The sequence below is a fragment of the Mycobacterium sp. genome, from assembly GCF_050701675.1.
GTDB lineage: Bacteria > Actinomycetota > Actinomycetes > Mycobacteriales > Mycobacteriaceae > Mycobacterium.
Genome location: NZ_JBOGDD010000158.1, coordinates 1 through 15,652 on the forward strand (window position 1 = coordinate 1; position 15,652 = coordinate 15,652).

The following is a 15,652-nucleotide window of genomic DNA, read 5'->3' on the forward strand; positions in this document are numbered from 1 at the left end:
CTTCATGTCCTCGGCACTGGACGGCTACTCAGCCGCCGCGGAGGCCGTTGCCACGACAGAGCCGAATACCAGCCTGCTGTCCAACGCCGACGGCCAGCCGGTGACGTCGGCCGCCGATGCGATGACGAAGCTCGTCGCGCAGCTGACCAGGCCGGTGCGCTGGGACCTCTGCACCGAGAGCATGCGTCAGCGGGAGGTCACCGCGATCATCGAGTTCCCGCCCGCGGGCACTCTGGTGGGCATCGCCAAACGAGAACTTCGGGGAGTACCGACGTACGCCGTCAAGACCCCCGCAGACCTGGACGGGCTCGCCGAGCTCGCTTAGGCCAAATTTCCCGGCTCCGCCGGGGAACACAACTCCATGTCCGCTCTCCATCAGGGAGTGCCGGATCAACGAAGAAATAGAAGGAGCCATAGTGGGCGCCAGCCAGCAGGAAATCATCTCGGGTCTCGCAGAGATCATCGAAGAAGTGACCGGCATCGAGCCGTCTGAGGTCACCCCCGAGAAGTCGTTCGTCGACGACCTGGACATCGACTCGCTGTCGATGGTCGAGATCGCCGTGCAGACCGAGGACAAGTACGGCGTGAAGATCCCGGACGAGGACCTCGCCGGTCTGCGCACCGTCGGTGACGTCGTCTCCTACATCCAGAAGCTCGAGGAAGAGAACCCCGAGGCCGCCGCGGCGCTGCGCGATAAGTTCACCTCGTGACACGCCCTTCCACTGCTAACGGCGGTTTCCCCAGCGTGGTGGTGACTGCCGTCGAGGCGACTACTTCTATTGCACCGGACATCGAGAGCACGTGGAAGGGTCTGTTGGCCGGCGAAAGCGGCATCCGCGTACTCGACGACCCGTTCGTCGACAAGTGGGACCTTCAGGTCAAGATCGGCGGGCACCTCAAGGAGGCCCTCGATCCCCTGATGACCCGGCTCGAGTTGCGCCGCATGTCCTACGTCCAGCGGATGTCGAAGTACGTCGGCAATAAGTTGTGGGACTCCGCCGGTAGGCCCGAGGTCGATCCCGACCGGTTCTCGGTCGTGATCGGCACCGGCCTCGGTGGCGGCGAGAAGATCGTCGAGATGTATGACGCGATGAACGAGGGTGGCCCCCGCAAGGTCTCGCCACTCGCCGTTCAGATGGTCATGCCCAACGGTGCGGCCGCGGTGGTGGGCCTCGAACTCGGCGCTCGCGCCGGGGTCATCACCCCCGTCTCGGCGTGTTCATCGGGTTCGGAGGCCATCGCGCACGCGTGGCGTCAGATCGTGATGGGTGACGCGGACTTCGCCGTCTGCGGTGGCGTGGAAGGCATGATCGAGGCACTGCCCATCGCGGCGTTCTCGATGATGCGGGCCATGTCGACCCGCAACGACGACCCCGAGGGTGCCTCGCGACCGTTCGACAAGAACCGCGACGGCTTCGTGTTCGGCGAGGCCGGGGCGCTGATGATCATCGAGTCCGAGGAGCACGCCAAGGCCCGTGGCGCCACGCCACTGGCCAGGATCATGGGTGCAGGCATCTCGTCGGACGCCTACCACATGGTGGCGCCCGCACCGGATGGGCTGCGTGCCGGGCATGCGATGAAGCGTGCCATCGAGACGGCGGGGTTGTCCCCCAAGGACATCAACCACGTCAACGCGCACGCGACGTCCACGTCCATCGGTGACGTGGCGGAGGCGAACGCCATCCGGAACGCAGGCGTCGAACACGCCGCGGTCTACGCGCCGAAGTCGGCGTTGGGCCACTCCATCGGTGCCGTCGGCGCCCTGGAGTCCATCCTGACGGTGCTGGCCTTGCGTGACGGTGTCATCCCGCCGACGCTCAATTACGAGACACCCGACCCCGAGATCGATCTCGATGTCGTCGCGGGTGAGCCTCGATACGGCGAATACCAGTACGCCATCAACAACTCGTTCGGCTTTGGTGGACACAATGTCGCCCTGGCCTTCGGGCGGTACTGAGTAACGCGGCACGGAGAGGAACGTTCGAGCTGTAATGGCAGGGTCGACGGGTTCGTCATCGGGGAATCGCTTCCCCGACGTAGTGGTCACCGGCATTGCCATGTCCACTGCCCTTGCCGCCGACGCCGAGGGCACCTGGAAGCGTCTGCTCGACGGGGAGAGCGGCATCCGCACGCTGGATGACTACTTCGTCGAGCTGTACGACCTCCCGGTGCGCATCGGTGGACATCTTCTCGAGGACTTCGAGAGCGAGCTGACGCAGGAAGAACTGGGTCGGCTCTCCTACCTCCAGAGGATGTCCACCGTCATCGGTCGTCGGGCCTGGGAGAGCGCGGGCTCGCCGGACGTCGACACCAGACGGCTGATGGTCTCGATCGGCACCGGCATGGGAAGCAGCGAGGAGCTGCTCTACGCCTACGACGGGATGCGGGAGAAGGGCTTCAAGGCCGTCTCCCCACTCGCCGTGCAGATGTACATGCCGAACTCGCCCGCCGCGGCAGTGGGCCTGGAACGCAACGCCAGAGCTGGCATCGTCACGCCGGTGTCGGCGTGTGCCTCTGGCAGCGAGGCGATCGCCAACGCGTGGCGGAACATCGTTCTCGGTGAGGCCGACGTCGCCATCTGCGGCGGCGTCGAGACCAGGATCGAGGCGGTGCCGATCGCGGGGTTCGCGCAGATGCGAATCGTGCTGTCCACCACCAATGAAGACCCCGCGGGCGCCTGCCGTCCGTTCGACAAGGATCGCAACGGCTTCGTGTTCGGCGAAGCCGGAGCGCTGATGGTGCTCGAGACCGAGCAACATGCCAAGGCCCGCGGTGCCAACATCCTGGCGCGGCTCATGGGCGCAGGGGTCACCTCGGACGGGTACCACATCGTGGCTCCGGATCCGACGGGTGACCAAGCGGGCCACGCGATTACGCGGGCCATTCAGCTCGCAGGCCTGCAGCCCGGCGACATCGACCACGTAAACGCGCACGCGACCGGAACCTCGGTCGGCGACGTGGCCGAGGGCAAGGCCATCAACAACGCGCTCGACAGCCACCGGCCCGCGGTGTACGCACCGAAGTCAGCGCTGGGCCACTCCGTCGGAGCGGTCGGCGCGGTGGAATCGATCCTGACCGTGTTGGCGCTACGGGACGGCGTCGTCCCACCCACCCTGAACCTGCGCAATCTCGACCCGGAGATCGACCTCGACGTCGTCGCAGGGGAACCGCGGCGCGGCGACTACCAGTACGCAATCAACAACTCATTCGGCTTCGGCGGGCACAACGTGGCGATCGCCTTCGGCAAGTACTGAGAACCTAGGAGATATAGATGACAACGATGGCGCCCGACGCTGTAGACGAGTCCCTGGATCCGCGCGATCCCCTGCTGCGCTTGCGCGCATTCTTCGACGACGGCAGCGTTGAGTTGCTGCACGAACGCGACCGCTCCGGCGTTCTCGCCGCCTCCGGGACCGTGAACGGCGTCCGCACCATCGCGTTCTGCACCGACGGCACCGTGATGGGTGGCGCGATGGGCGTGGACGGCTGCCAGCACATCGTCAATGCCTACGACAGGGCCATCGAGGAGCAGAGCCCGATCATCGGCATCTGGCACTCCGGCGGCGCGCGGTTGGCCGAGGGCGTGAAGGCCCTGCACGCCGTTGGGCTCGTCTTCGAGGCGATGATCCGGGCCTCGGGCTACGTCCCGCAGATCTCCGTGGTGGTCGGCTTCGCCGCGGGCGGCGCGGCCTACGGGCCCGCGCTCACCGACGTCGTCATCATGGCGCCGGAGGGCCGCGTGTTCGTCACCGGGCCCGACATCGTCCGCAGCGTCACCGGCGAGGACGTCGACATGGCGTCCCTCGGTGGGCCGGATACCCACCACAAGAAGTCCGGCGTGTGCCACATCGTGGCCGACGACGAGGCCGACGCCTACGAGCGTGGTCGCCGACTGGTCGGATTGTTCTGCCAGCAGGGCCATTTCGATCGCACCAAGGCTGAGGCAGGCGATTCGGATCTGCGCGCACTGCTGCCGGACTCGGCCCGCCGGGCCTACGACGTGCATCCGCTCATCTCGGCTCTTCTCGACGAGGAGTCGCCGTTCGACGAGTTCCAGTCCAAGTGGGCTCCCTCGATGGTCGTCGGCCTCGGCCGGTTGGCCGGACGGAGCGTGGGCGTGCTCGCCAACAACCCGCTGCGCCTCGGTGGCTGCCTGAACTCCGAAAGCGCCGAGAAGGCAGCCCGTTTCGTGCGGTTGTGCGACGCGTTCGGCATCCCGATCGTCGTCATCGTGGACGTTCCGGGTTACCTGCCCGGGGTGGACCAGGAGTGGGGTGGCGTGGTGCGCCGCGGCGCCAAGCTGCTGCACGCGTTCGGTGAGGCAACCGTTCCGCGCGTCACCCTGGTGACCCGGAAGATCTACGGCGGCGCCTACATCGCGATGAACTCCCGCTCGCTGGGTGCCACGAAGGTATTCGCCTGGCCGAACGCCGAGGTCGCCGTGATGGGTGCGAAGCCGGCAGTCGGCATCCTGCACAAGCGCGCTCTTGCCGCCGCCGCACCCGAGGACCGCGAGGCGCTGCACGAGGAACTGGCCATCGAGCACGAGCGCATCGCGGGCGGTGTGGACAGCGCCATCGAGATCGGCGTGGTCGACGCGAAGATCGATCCCTCGCACACGCGCAGCGTGCTCACCCAGGCGCTGGCGGAGGCGCCCGCCCGGCGCGGACGTCACAAGAACATCCCGCTGTAAGGCCTACCTTCTCTGCGCCGAAATAGCATTCCCTGTCGTTACCGTCGCGGTTCAACGACAGGGAATGCTATTTCGCGGATGTTGCGAGCACTTCCGCGGCGCCGGGCAGCGCGCGCTCTCGGTCTTCGGCGACCAGTCCGATGCGGGTCCGACGGTCGAGGATGTCATCGACGGTCAGCGCACCCTCGTGCGTCGCCGCGTACTCGAATTCGGCTCGTATGACGTCGATTCCGTCCGCCACCGGATCACTTGGCCGGTCACACGTAGCGCGGCCGATGACGTTGGGGGCCTCTGCGCCGAAACGGGCGACGAGCGACGACGGCAGATCCGCGGGCGACCGGAGCGTCGACACCGGGTTGGCGGGAGCGCCGACCAACGGCAGGTTGCGGGTGCGGCACGCGGTTGCCGCCAGCCCGCGCACCGCCACGGCACGGTCCAGCACGTCCTCGGCCATGTACCGGTACTCGGTGAGCTTTCCGCCGATCACGCTGAGCACGCCGTTCGCCGACTCGACCACGGCGTGTTCGCGGGACACGTCGGCCGTGCTCACCTCGTTCCCGGGCCGCTTCGCTCCTGCCCTCCGATCCGACCCCGTGGTTTCGATCAGCGGACGCAGCCCGGCATAGGCGCCGATCACGTCGTCCCCGGTCAGTGCGACGTCGAGCGCGGTGTTCACGGTGTCGAGCAGGAAGCTGATCTCCGCAGGCGTCGGCTCGGGCACGTCGGGTATCGGCCCCGGCGCGGCCTCGTCGGTGAGCCCGAGGTACACCCGCCCGAGTTGTTCGGGCATGGCGAACACGAAGCGGTTGAGCTCCCCCGGTATCGGAACCGTCAGTGCCGCGGTGGGATTGCCGAAGGTTGCGGCGTCGAACACCAGATGTGTTCCGCGGCTTGGCCGCAACCGGATCGACGGGTCGACGTCACCCGCCCAGACCCCCGTCGCATTGATGACGGCGCGCGCGGACACGTCGAGGGATTCGCCGGTGAGCCGATCGGTCAGTCGCACCGACGTACCGGTGGCATCCGAGGCGGCCACCCTGGTCAGGATGCGCGCTCCGTGTTGCGCCGCGGTGCGGGCCACCGCGACGACGAGACGCGCGTCGTCGATCAGTTGGCCGTCGTAGGCGAGGAACGCGCCGTCGAGACCGTCGCGGCGCACCGTCGGGGTCAGCTGCACCGCCCTTGCCGCGTCGACTCGCCGCGACCGTGGCAGCGTCGACGCCGACGTGCCGGCCAGCCTGCGCAGCCCGTCGCCCGCGGTGAAGCCGACCCGCACCAGCGTGCGGGATGCGCCGCTCATCGACGGCAGAAGTGGTACCAGCTGCGGCATCGCCGAGACGAGGTGAGGGGCGTTGCGCGTCATGAGGATTCCGCGCTCGATCGCGCTGCGCCGCGCGATGCCCACGTTGCCCGTGGCCAGGTAGCGAAGCCCGCCGTGGACCAGCTTCGAGCTCCACCGGCTGGTGCCGAAGGCAAGATCGTGCTTCTCCACCAGCACCACGGACAGTCCCCGCGTCGCCGCGTCGAGAGCGATCCCCGTCCCGGTGATGCCGCCGCCGATGACGACGAGGTCGACTGTCGTCCCGTCACCGAGCGCGGCCAGGTCGGCGGCGCGACGGGTGGCGTTCAGTGCGGTCGGCGACGTCGAGGCGGTCATGGCTTTAGGTATCCGTTCAGTGCCAGGGCCAGCTCGGTGACCAGATGCGCGGCGTCGAGGATGGGCTCGACGAGCTGTGCCGACAGGATCGTCGACTGCGTGATCAGCAGGCTCATCGCGGCAAGCTCCCTGGGGTGGCCAGGACGTACGCTGCCCTCGTCCTGCGCGGACTCGATCTCACCGGCGACCGCGTCGAGAAGAATCTGTTGGCTGGTACCGAGCCGTTCAGTCAGGTACACCATCGCCAGGTCGGGAGCTTGGTGCAGGACCGACATGACGGCGTCGTCGCGACGCACCCGTTGCGCAACCCCGACGACGCGCTGTACCAGCGGTTCGCGGCCGACGCCGGTGCTTGGCACTGCCTCGAGCGCACGGGTGATCCGCATCGTCAGCAGGGCCGCGAGGATCGACCGGGTGTCGGGAAAGCGGCGGTACACCGTCGGGCGGCTGATGGCGGCCCGGCGCGCGATCTCCGCGAGTGTCACGCGTTCGACGCCGAAGGCGACGACGCAGTCGGCGGCAGCGTCGAGGATGCGATCCTCGACCGGCCTCGTCCGTTCTGCGTTACTGATTGACATGATCTGTAATACTGTAACTCATGATTCGACCGGACGACCAGCTGCTACCCCCGATGAAGTGGAATGCCTGGGGAGATCCCGCTGCCGCCAAACCGCTCTCCGACGGGATCCGCACGCTGCTCGTCCAGGCCCTCGGGGTCGACGCCGAACCGGGTCCCGAACCCGACGTCGACCTGGTTCGCCTGCGGCCGTCCGCGCTGTCGGACTCCGATCGCGCGGCGTTGGTCGACATCGTCGGCGGGGCCCAGTACGTCTCCGACGACTACGGCAGGCTGTTGCGGTCCGGCGGCAAGTCCACCCTGGACCTGTTGCGCCGCAGAGACTCCAGCGTGCAAGACGCGCCCGACGCGGTGCTGTTACCCGCCGACGAGGACCAGATCGCGGCGATCCTGCGGCACTGCGCCCAGCGGAGCATCGCGATCGTGCCGTTCGGCGGCGGCACGAGTGTGGTCGGCGGCCTTGACCCCATCCGCGGCGACTTCAAGGCCGTGGTGTCACTGGACCTGCGCCGCCTCGACGAGTTGCACGGCATCGACGAGGTGTCCTGCGAAGCCGAACTCGGCGCAGGCGTCACCGGGCCGAACGCCGAGAAACTGCTCGCCGCGCACGGCTTCTCGATCGGTCACTTCCCGCAGAGTTTCCAGTTCGCCACCATCGGCGGCTTCGCGGCGACCCGCTCCTCCGGCCAGGACTCCGCGGGATACGGTCGTTTCGACGACATGGTCCGCGGCATCCGCGCGGTGACGCCAGCAGGCATCCTCGATCTCGGGCGCGCGCCTGCGTCCGCGGCGGGACCGGATCTGCGGCAGCTGATCATCGGTTCCGAAGGGGTATTCGGCGTGATCACCCGGGTGCGGGTGCGCGTGCATCCGGTCCCGGAGACCACGCGCTACGAGGCGTGGTCGTTCCCCGACTTCGCCACGGGCGCAACGGCTCTGCGGGCCGTCGCCCAGAACGGGACGGGTCCCACCGTGATCCGGCTGTCCGACGAGGCCGAGACCGGGGTCAACCTCGCCACCAGCGAGACCATCGGCGAGCAGAGCATCACGGGTGGCTGCCTGGCGATCACGGCGTTCGAGGGCACGGCGGCACACACCGAGAGCAGGCATGCCGAAACGCGTGCCGTACTGGAGGCGCACGGCGGTACGTCGCTGGGCGAGGAACCGGCGCGGGCCTGGGAGCATGGCCGCTTCGCGGCGCCCTACCTGCGGGACTCGCTACTGGCCGCGGGCGCGCTGTGCGAGACGTTGGAGACCGCGACCAACTGGTCCAACCTCGGCACGCTCAAGGCCGCGGTGACCGACGCCCTGACCACCTCGCTGGCCAAGAGCGGTACCCCGGCCTTGGTGTTGTGCCACATATCCCACGTGTATCCGACCGGTGCGTCGTTGTACTTCACCGTCGTCGCCGGGCAGCGTGGCAATCCAATAGAGCAGTGGCGCAAGGCCAAGACCGCGGCGTCGGAGGCGATGGTCCACACCGGCGGCACCATCACCCACCATCATGCGGTCGGCGCCGACCACCGCCCGTGGATGCGCGACGAGATCGGCGATCTCGGGGTCGAGGTCCTCCGCGCCGTCAAGAGCGTGCTCGATCCGGCGGGAATCCTCAACCCCGGCAAGCTGATCCCGTGACGTCGGGGGGCATCGCCCGGGTGACCGTGCTGACCAATCCTGCGTCGGGCCACGGCAATGCTCCGCACGCCGCCGAACGCGCGATCGCGCGGTTCCAGCAGCGTGGCGTCGACGTCTGCGGGATCGTCGGGACCGATGCGGGGCACGCCCGGCGCCTCGTCGACGCCGAACTCAGCCGAGGTACCGACGCATTGGTCGTCGTGGGCGGTGACGGCATCATCTCGGTGGCACTTCAGGCATTGGCACTCGGCGACGTTCCGCTCGGGATCATCCCGGCGGGCACTGGCAATGACCACGCCCGCGAATACGGCTTGCCCACAGGTGATCCCGCGGCCGCAGCGGACGTCGTGGTCGACGGTCGCGTCGAGACGGTCGACCTCGGCCGGATCAAGGGCGCCGACGGCACGGACCGCTGGTTCGGCACCGTGATGGCGGCGGGTTTCGACTCGCTGGTGTCCGACCGGACCAACCGGATGAGCTGGCCGCACGGCCGGATGCGATACAACGTCGCGATGGTGGCCGAGCTCTCGAAGCTGCGCCTACTCCCCTTCCGCCTGACCTTCGACGGCGAGGAGCTGGTCACCGACCTGACGCTGGCCGCGTTCGGCAACACCCGCAGCTACGGCGGCGGGATGCTCATCTGTCCCGACGCCGACCACTCCGACGGCCAGCTCGACGTGACCATGGTGCAGTCCGCGTCGCGCACCAAGCTGATACGTCTGTTCCCGACGGTGTTCAAGGGCACCCACGTCGACCTCGATCAGGTGCGCACGGCACGGGCGAAGGTCATCACCGTCGACTCGCCTGGCATCAACGCGTATGCGGACGGCGAGTTCGTGTGCCCGCTGCCGGTCGAGGTGTCGGCGGTAGCCGCTGCGCTGCGGATCCTGCGGCCCAGAAGCTAACCTGGACGGCGATGAACTGGGAGTTCGACGCCGACGTGTTCCAGTGGCGCGGCCCCGCACCGTATTTCTTCGCCGAGACACCAGACGAGGTCGACGCGTTCCTGCACGACAACCTCGCCGAGCTGACCTACGGCTGGGGTGTGATCCCCGCGCGGGTGCGGATCGGCGCCACCGAAGTGCAGACGTCGCTGATCCCGAGGGACGGCGTCTACCTGGTGCCGCTGAAGGTGGCGATTCGGCGAGCCGAGGGGATCGACGACGGCGACGTGGTGCGACTTGGGTTGTCCGTCGGGGGCTGACCTGGGCGCCCAGATTCCCTCTCGTCGAGGGTAAATCGGCGGATGATGGTGGCATGGATTGCGTGCGGGGACAGGGCGATGACCAGACACCCTAACCAAGCGTCCGCGAAGGACATCATGGTCGCGCGCAAGCTCCAGCGCGTCGACGGACCCACCACCGGCATACCCGCAACCCACCACCTTCTGGTCGGGTTTGATCGGTGCCCGTCGAGCCAGCAGGCGCTGCGCTTCGCGATCACCCTGGCCGCACCCTTGAACGCGCATCTGCACGTCGCACACATCGTCGACCTCGAGGACTTCCCGATTGACCCTGACGGCGACGATTGGGGGCAACGATTCGCCGACGGACTGGCTCAGGAACGCGCCCAGGCTTGCGATCTTCTGAGCGCGCTGCCCGGCAACTGGACGTACTCCGCGCACCAGGGAGCCCCTGCGCACACGCTGACCACGCTGGCCGACGCCCACGATGTCCTGATGATCATCATCGGCACCGCACGGGGAGGCCTGATGTCGTCCCTCGACCGGGCTCTGGGCATGTCGGTGTCGGCACATCTGATCCGCCACACTCACCGCCCCGTCCTCGTCGTACCCGACGCCACCGGCCCCGCGAAAGCCGTTGAATGACCTCGAAACCCGCGGACGCCGAGGCGGCGCCGGCGGGACGGCCGATGTTGGCTGCGTGGCGGTTCATCATGGTGTTCGGCACGGTCAGCCTGCTGGCTGACTTCGTCTATGAGGGCGCGCGTTCGATCACCGGACCCCTGTTGGCGTCGCTGGGCGCCACCGGGCTGGTCGTCGGAGTGGTGACTGGGATCGCCCGACGCCGCCCGGGCCAGTTCGCTAGCCGACGCCCCGGTTGAGCCACGTGGTCTCACCGGTGTCCCCGCCACCGCGGTAGGCCTCGAGTGCTTCGTCCCACGCCGTGCCGAGCACGGTGTCCATTTCCGCGGCGAGGGTGTCCGCGCCGGAGGCCAGCAGTCCGCGGAGGCGCATCTCCCCGACCATGACGTCACCGTTGGCGCTCATCACCCCGTTCCACAGACCCAGCTGCGGGGTGTGGCACCAGCGGTGGCCGTCAACGCCCTCGCTCGGATCCTCGGTGACCTCGAAGCGCAGCACCGACCACGACCGGAGGGCGTTGGCGAGTTGGGCCCCCGTGCCGACGGGGCCGACCCAGTTTGTGACAGCACGAAGTTGTCCAGGCAACGCCGGCTGCGGTGTCCACTTGAGGTTGGCCCGCGCCGACAGGGTCGACGAAAGGGCCCACTCCACGTGTGGGCATACCGCCGCGGGCGAGGCGTGGACATACACCACACCGGTGGCCGTGTCGGCGAACTGGTTCGATGCACGCATCATCTGCTCCTTCGGCTCCAAAAGGGACGTCTTCCCCGACGACCTGGTAGATGCCAAAAAGTTGCAGTTGTTTCGTGCGTGTCTATTGTGCCTTGTGGGACCAGTGTTGCGCTAGTGTGTGCCGAATTCTCTCAGCACTCCATCAGAGAGAGCCGGCCACACCGTGTGCGCCCAATCGCCGAAATCCCGGTCGGTGAGCACCACGAGTGCCAGGTCAGCGGTCGGATCGGTCCAGATGAACGTGCCCGACTGGCCGAAGTGCCCGAACGTGCGAGCCGAGTTCGCCGAACCCGTCCAGTGCGGCGACTTGCCGTCGCGGATCTCGAAACCCAACCCCCAGTCGTTCGGCCGCTGCGCACCGAAGCCCGGCAGGACCCCCGACAGACCGGGAAACTGCACCGAGACCGCCTCATCGTGCATCTGCTGCGACACCAGCGCGGGCCGCAGCAGATCACCGACGAACAGAGCGAGGTCCGCCACCGTCGACTCGCCGCCGAAGCCCGCGGCGTCGGCACCGCCGAGTAACGACGACGAGCCCATTCCCAGAGGCTCGAACACCGCTTCGGTGAGGTACTGGTCGAACGCGATCTCCGACGCCCGCTGCACCACCCCGGCGAGGACGCCGAAACCCTCGTTCGAGTAGATCCTGCGCTGCCCCGGCGCAGCGATGACGTCGGGCGAGCGCATCGACAGTCCCGACGTGTGGGCGAGCAGGTGGCGCACGGTCGACCCAGGCGGCCCGGCGGCCGTGCCGAGCTCGACCACGCCCTCCTCCACCGCGACCTGGACCGCGCGGGCGACCAATGGCTTGGTCACCGATGCCAGGGCGAACGTGCGGGCGGTGTCGCCGAACTCCGCGAGCACGCCGGACGGCCCGACCACCGCCGCCGCGGCAGTCGGGACCGGCCAGTCCGTCATCGATCCGAGCGCGCTCACACGAGCTCCAGGGACCGTTTGGCCAGCCCCATCCAGAAGCCGTCGACGACCTGCTTCGGCGCCTGCTCGGGATCCGCGGACGCGCCGAGCGCGACGAACAGCGGCGCGAAGTGTTCGATCGTCGGGTGGGCGTAGGGCATGCCCGGGGCCTTCGCGCGAAAGTCGATCAGCCCATCGAGGTCACCCGCCGCGAAACGCTCGGCGGCCCACGCGTCGAACTCACGGGACCAGCCCGGCGCCTCGGCGTCCGGGGTGGGATCGGTGAGGAAGGGCAAGCCGTGGGTGGTGAATCCCGACCCCATGATCAGCACGCCCTCGTCGCGCAGCGGCCTCAGCCTCGCCCCGAGGTCGAGCAGCCGCCGTGGCTCCAGCGTCGGCATCGACATTTGCAGCACCGGGATGTCCGCCTGCGGATACATCACGGTCAGCGGCACGTAGGCACCGTGGTCGAGCCTGCGCTCGGGGTCGTGCGCCACCGCCTCCCCGTCGGGCATCGACGCCTCCACCCTCGCGGCCAATTCGGGGGCACCCGGGGCGTCGTAGGTGACGTCGTAATAGCGCTGCGGAAATCCCCAGAAATCGTACGTCAGCGGTGTTTTCGTGGTCGTCGAGCCAATGGTCAGCGGGGCGGCCTCCCAATGCGCGGACACCACCAGAATCGCCTCGGGGCGGGGCAGCTCCGCCGCCCAGCGGACGAGTTGCGACACCCACGTCTCGTCGTCGACGAGCGGTGGTGCGCCGTGGGACAGGAACAAGGCGGGCGTCACTGGACAACCCTCTCACCGAGGCCGCTAGTTTGTAAGCATGAGCCAGACAGTGCGCGGTGTGATCTCGCGGTCCAAGAAGCAACCCGTCGAAGTGGTCGACGTCGTCATCCCGGATCCGGGTCCCCGCGAAGTGGTGGTCGACATCATCGCGTGCGGTGTGTGCCACACCGACCTCACGTATCGCGAGGGCGGGATCAACGACGAGTACCCGTTCCTGCTCGGCCACGAGGCCGCGGGCACCGTGGAGTCGATCGGCCCCGGCGTGACGGCCGTCGAGGTCGGCGACTTCGTGATCCTGAACTGGCGTGCGGTGTGCGGGCAGTGTCGGGCCTGCAAACGCGGCCGCCCCTGGTACTGCTTCAACACCTTCAACGCCGAGCAGAAGATGACGCTGACCGACGGCACCGAGCTCACCCCGGCGCTGGGCGTCGGCGCGTTCGCCGACAAGACCCTCGTGCACGAAGGCCAGTGCACCAAGGTCGACCCCGAGGCTGATCCCGCCGTCGCGGGCCTGCTCGGGTGCGGCGTCATGGCGGGCATCGGAGCGGCCATCAACACCGGCAACGTCGGACGTGACGACACCGTCGCGGTCATCGGCTGCGGTGGCGTTGGCGACGCCGCCATCGCAGGCGCCCGTCTGGTCGGCGCGAAGCGGATCATCGCGGTGGACACCGACGACAAGAAGCTGGCCTGGGCCCGCGAATTCGGCGCCACCCACACCATCAACGCCAAGGACCTCGACGTCGTCGAGACCATCCAGGACCTCACCGACGGCAACGGAGCCGACGTCGTCATCGACGCGGTCGGTCGCCCCGAGACGTGGAAGCAGGCGTTCTACTCCCGCGACTTGGCAGGCACCGTGGTGCTGGTCGGGGTGCCGACCCCCGACATGAAACTCGAGATGCCGCTGGTCGACTTCTTCTCCCGCGGTGGTTCTCTCAAGTCGTCTTGGTACGGCGACTGCCTGCCCGAACGTGACTTCCCCACCCTCATCAGCCTCTACCGCCAGGGCAGGCTGCCACTGGAGAAGTTCGTCTCCGAGCGCATCAAACTCGACGACATCGAGGACGCCTTCGCAAAGATGCACGCCGGCGAGGTCCTGCGCTCCGTGGTGATCCTGTGACGAGCGGGCCCATCGGACGCGTCATCACCCACGGCACCTTCGAACTCGACGGCGGAAGCTGGGAGGTCGACAACAACATCTGGGTCGTGGGTGACGACACCGACGTCGTCGTGTTCGACGCGGCGCACGACGCGGGACCGATCGTCGACGCCGTCGGCGGCCGCAATGTCGTTGCCGTGATCTGCACCCACGGCCACAACGACCACGTCACCGTTGCACCAGAACTCGGGCGCACGCTCGACGCGCCGGTGCTGCTGCATCCCGCCGACGACGTGCTCTGGCGAATGACCCACCCGGACGAGGACTTCCGCAGCGTGACCGACGGCCAGGTGCTCAACGCGGGCGCCGTGGAGATTCACGCGCTCCACACGCCGGGGCATTCGCCGGGATCGGTGTGCTGGTATGCGCCAGAGCTGGGTGCGGTGTTCAGCGGCGACACGCTGTTCAACGGCGGACCCGGCGCGACGGGACGGTCCTACTCCGACTTCCCGACCATCCTGGCCTCCATCTCCGAGCGCCTTGGCAAGCTGCCCGCCGACACCGTGGTCTACACCGGGCACGGCGACACCACCGTGGTCGGCGACGAGATCGTGAACTACGACGAGTGGGTCAAGCGGGGAAGTTAGAGCCCGGTCACTAGAGGCCGTCGAGCACCCGCTTCTTCTCCGCCGTGTACTCCGCCTCCGTCAGCGCGCCCGAATCACGAAGCCGGGCAAGCGTATTGAGCTGCTCGATCCGTACGCCTTGATCGCTGGGACTGTACGACGCCTGCGGTTGGTACGAGGTTGTCGGCGCGGCGCGCTCGCCCTGGCTTACCCGGGACGCCCAGATCCGCGCGATGACGAGGCCCACGACCGCGAAGCCGAAGACCGCTGCCAGCTTCCACGGCACGGATCCGTAATCGCTGCCGTGCCCGAACGCGAGCGTCGGGTCGAGATACGCGCTGACGTTGCCGTCCAGGCGGATGTCGTAGCTTCCCGCGACAGGAAGGTGAAGGTATCCGATGCGGACCCGCGCATCGTTGTTCACCGTCGTGGTGGTGCCGTAGTCCTCGGTCATCGCGACGTCGATACCACCGGGACCCGTGATGGTGTAGTTCAGCGCAGGCACGGGCAGGCCGCTTCCGCCGCCGCCGATCAGCACCGTGTGAAAGGTGACGGTCACCTCGCCTGCCGGTAGTTCCAGCGCGGTCGAGCCGGGGATCGGCGCCGAACCGTACGCGTCGTACTCGTCGAACACGAACGCGTTGAGGATCAGCGTCACGACGAAGCCGATGGCCGCCGCGACCATCGTCACCACCGCGATGGCGGTCACGACCCTGGGCCCGGTCCGGCGATTCATGGACCGCAGTGTGTCACGTCGACGCGCTCGACGGGCTACCGTTTGCCCTATGCCCGAATCGAGCGTGGTGGTGCAGCCGGAGCCGATGGATAGTGGCTTCTATACCGCTGCCTCGCGACTTCAGGCAGCCGGATTGCGGCGGGCGATAACGCTTTTCGAACGGGCCGCCGAGGTGGTTCCGCTGCCCCGATCGCCACGCCCCGTCGTGATCGCCGACTACGGTGCGGCGACCGGGCACAATTCGCTGCTGCCGATCGGCGCGGCGATCGCCGTGTTGCGCAAGCGGACCCGGCCCGAGCACTCGGTGCTGGTCACGCACACCGACATACCGGAAAACGACTTCACCGCGCTCTTCCGGACCCTGAG

17 protein-coding genes and 2 pseudogenes are annotated in these 15,652 nt (G+C 68.0%); 13 read left to right on the plus strand and 6 right to left on the minus strand.

Translation table 11 applies throughout. From position 1 onward, the window contains the following. From ACRDUX_RS04550 to ACRDUX_RS04570, 5 genes are all read left to right on the plus strand, one after another. The coding region (locus ACRDUX_RS04550; RefSeq protein ID WP_526411444.1) for an ACP S-malonyltransferase at window positions 1-325 on the plus strand (325 nt) is incomplete at its 5' end. Between the two features lie 91 nt (window positions 326-416). Beyond that, window positions 417-710: a meromycolate extension acyl carrier protein AcpM gene (gene acpM / locus ACRDUX_RS04555; RefSeq protein WP_526411446.1), complete on the plus strand. Its 294-nt coding sequence runs from the start codon at window positions 417-419 to the stop codon at window positions 708-710. Then, on the plus strand, window positions 707-1,957 hold the full coding sequence (kasA, locus tag ACRDUX_RS04560) for a 3-oxoacyl-ACP synthase KasA (RefSeq protein WP_526411448.1): 1,251 nt from the start codon (window positions 707-709) through the stop codon (window positions 1,955-1,957). Before acpM ends, kasA begins: the two co-directional genes overlap by 4 nt. A gap of 34 nt (window positions 1,958-1,991) precedes the next feature. Next, complete coding sequence (gene kasB, locus ACRDUX_RS04565; RefSeq protein ID WP_526411450.1) at window positions 1,992-3,254, plus strand: 3-oxoacyl-ACP synthase KasB; 1,263 nt, start codon at window positions 1,992-1,994, stop codon at window positions 3,252-3,254. Window positions 3,255-3,271: 17 nt separating this feature from the next. Continuing rightward, entirely contained in the window at window positions 3,272-4,693 is a 1,422-nt protein-coding gene (locus ACRDUX_RS04570; protein WP_526411452.1) for an acyl-CoA carboxylase subunit beta, read from the plus strand. Window positions 4,694-4,760: 67 nt separating this feature from the next. Here the strand turns inward: ACRDUX_RS04570 and ACRDUX_RS04575 are convergent, their stop codons facing one another. Beyond that, entirely contained in the window at window positions 4,761-6,350 is a 1,590-nt protein-coding gene (locus tag ACRDUX_RS04575) for a glycerol-3-phosphate dehydrogenase/oxidase (RefSeq protein ID WP_526411454.1), read from the minus strand. Next, entirely contained in the window at window positions 6,347-6,931 is a 585-nt protein-coding gene (locus tag ACRDUX_RS04580; protein WP_526411469.1) for a TetR/AcrR family transcriptional regulator, read from the minus strand. The genes ACRDUX_RS04575 and ACRDUX_RS04580 overlap by 4 nt, the downstream gene beginning before the upstream one ends. A 50-nt stretch (window positions 6,932-6,981) precedes the next feature. Between ACRDUX_RS04580 and ACRDUX_RS04585 the strand changes: the two genes are divergently transcribed. The 5 genes and pseudogenes from ACRDUX_RS04585 to ACRDUX_RS04605 all read left to right on the plus strand — a co-directional run. Then, on the plus strand, window positions 6,982-8,562 hold the full coding sequence (locus ACRDUX_RS04585; protein ID WP_526411471.1) for an FAD-binding oxidoreductase: 1,581 nt from the start codon (window positions 6,982-6,984) through the stop codon (window positions 8,560-8,562). Further along, complete coding sequence (locus tag ACRDUX_RS04590; RefSeq protein ID WP_526411456.1) at window positions 8,559-9,467, plus strand: diacylglycerol kinase; 909 nt, start codon at window positions 8,559-8,561, stop codon at window positions 9,465-9,467. Before ACRDUX_RS04585 ends, ACRDUX_RS04590 begins: the two co-directional genes overlap by 4 nt. 11 nt (window positions 9,468-9,478) lie before the next feature. Next, window positions 9,479-9,766 carry a DUF1905 domain-containing protein gene (locus tag ACRDUX_RS04595; RefSeq protein ID WP_526411458.1) on the plus strand — a complete coding sequence of 96 codons (288 nt, stop codon included), beginning with the start codon at window positions 9,479-9,481 and terminating at the stop codon, window positions 9,764-9,766. Window positions 9,767-9,844: 78 nt separating this feature from the next. Beyond that, the gene (locus ACRDUX_RS04600) at window positions 9,845-10,390 is read left to right on the plus strand and encodes a universal stress protein (protein ID WP_526411460.1); all 546 of its coding nucleotides are present in this window, start codon (window positions 9,845-9,847) and stop codon (window positions 10,388-10,390) included. Next, window positions 10,387-10,581 (plus strand): annotated as a pseudogene (locus ACRDUX_RS04605) (hypothetical protein); the annotation flags it as partial. The gene ACRDUX_RS04600 and the pseudogene ACRDUX_RS04605, both read left to right, overlap by 4 nt. Before the next feature lie 25 nt (window positions 10,582-10,606). Here ACRDUX_RS04605 and ACRDUX_RS04610 read toward each other — a convergent pair. The 3 genes from ACRDUX_RS04610 to ACRDUX_RS04620 form a co-directional block, all read right to left on the minus strand. After that, window positions 10,607-11,119 (minus strand): DUF3145 family protein, encoded by a 513-nt coding sequence (locus tag ACRDUX_RS04610; RefSeq protein ID WP_526380732.1) that lies wholly within the window; start codon window positions 11,117-11,119, stop codon window positions 10,607-10,609. 111 nt (window positions 11,120-11,230) lie between these two features. Beyond that, complete coding sequence (locus tag ACRDUX_RS04615) at window positions 11,231-12,037, minus strand: serine hydrolase domain-containing protein (RefSeq protein ID WP_526411473.1); 807 nt, start codon at window positions 12,035-12,037, stop codon at window positions 11,231-11,233. Between the two features lie 14 nt (window positions 12,038-12,051). After that, window positions 12,052-12,822, minus strand: a complete 771-nt coding sequence (locus ACRDUX_RS04620) for a dioxygenase family protein (protein ID WP_526411462.1) — start codon at window positions 12,820-12,822, stop codon at window positions 12,052-12,054. A 37-nt stretch (window positions 12,823-12,859) separates the two neighbouring features. Here ACRDUX_RS04620 and ACRDUX_RS04625 point away from each other — a divergent pair, with 37 nt between their 5' ends. Both ACRDUX_RS04625 and ACRDUX_RS04630 read left to right on the plus strand, forming a co-directional pair. Further along, window positions 12,860-13,945: an S-(hydroxymethyl)mycothiol dehydrogenase gene (locus ACRDUX_RS04625; protein WP_526411464.1), complete on the plus strand. Its 1,086-nt coding sequence runs from the start codon at window positions 12,860-12,862 to the stop codon at window positions 13,943-13,945. Next, entirely contained in the window at window positions 13,942-14,571 is a 630-nt protein-coding gene (locus ACRDUX_RS04630) for an MBL fold metallo-hydrolase (protein WP_526411466.1), read from the plus strand. The genes ACRDUX_RS04625 and ACRDUX_RS04630 overlap by 4 nt, the downstream gene beginning before the upstream one ends. Before the next feature lie 10 nt (window positions 14,572-14,581). Here ACRDUX_RS04630 and ACRDUX_RS04635 read toward each other — a convergent pair whose 3' ends face one another. Next, on the minus strand, window positions 14,582-15,286 hold the full coding sequence (locus tag ACRDUX_RS04635) for an SHOCT domain-containing protein (protein WP_526411468.1): 705 nt from the start codon (window positions 15,284-15,286) through the stop codon (window positions 14,582-14,584). 49 nt (window positions 15,287-15,335) lie between these two features. On the opposite strand from ACRDUX_RS04635, the pseudogene ACRDUX_RS04640 reads away from it, so the two are divergent. After that, window positions 15,336-15,652: pseudogene (locus ACRDUX_RS04640) on the plus strand (class I SAM-dependent methyltransferase); the annotation flags it as partial.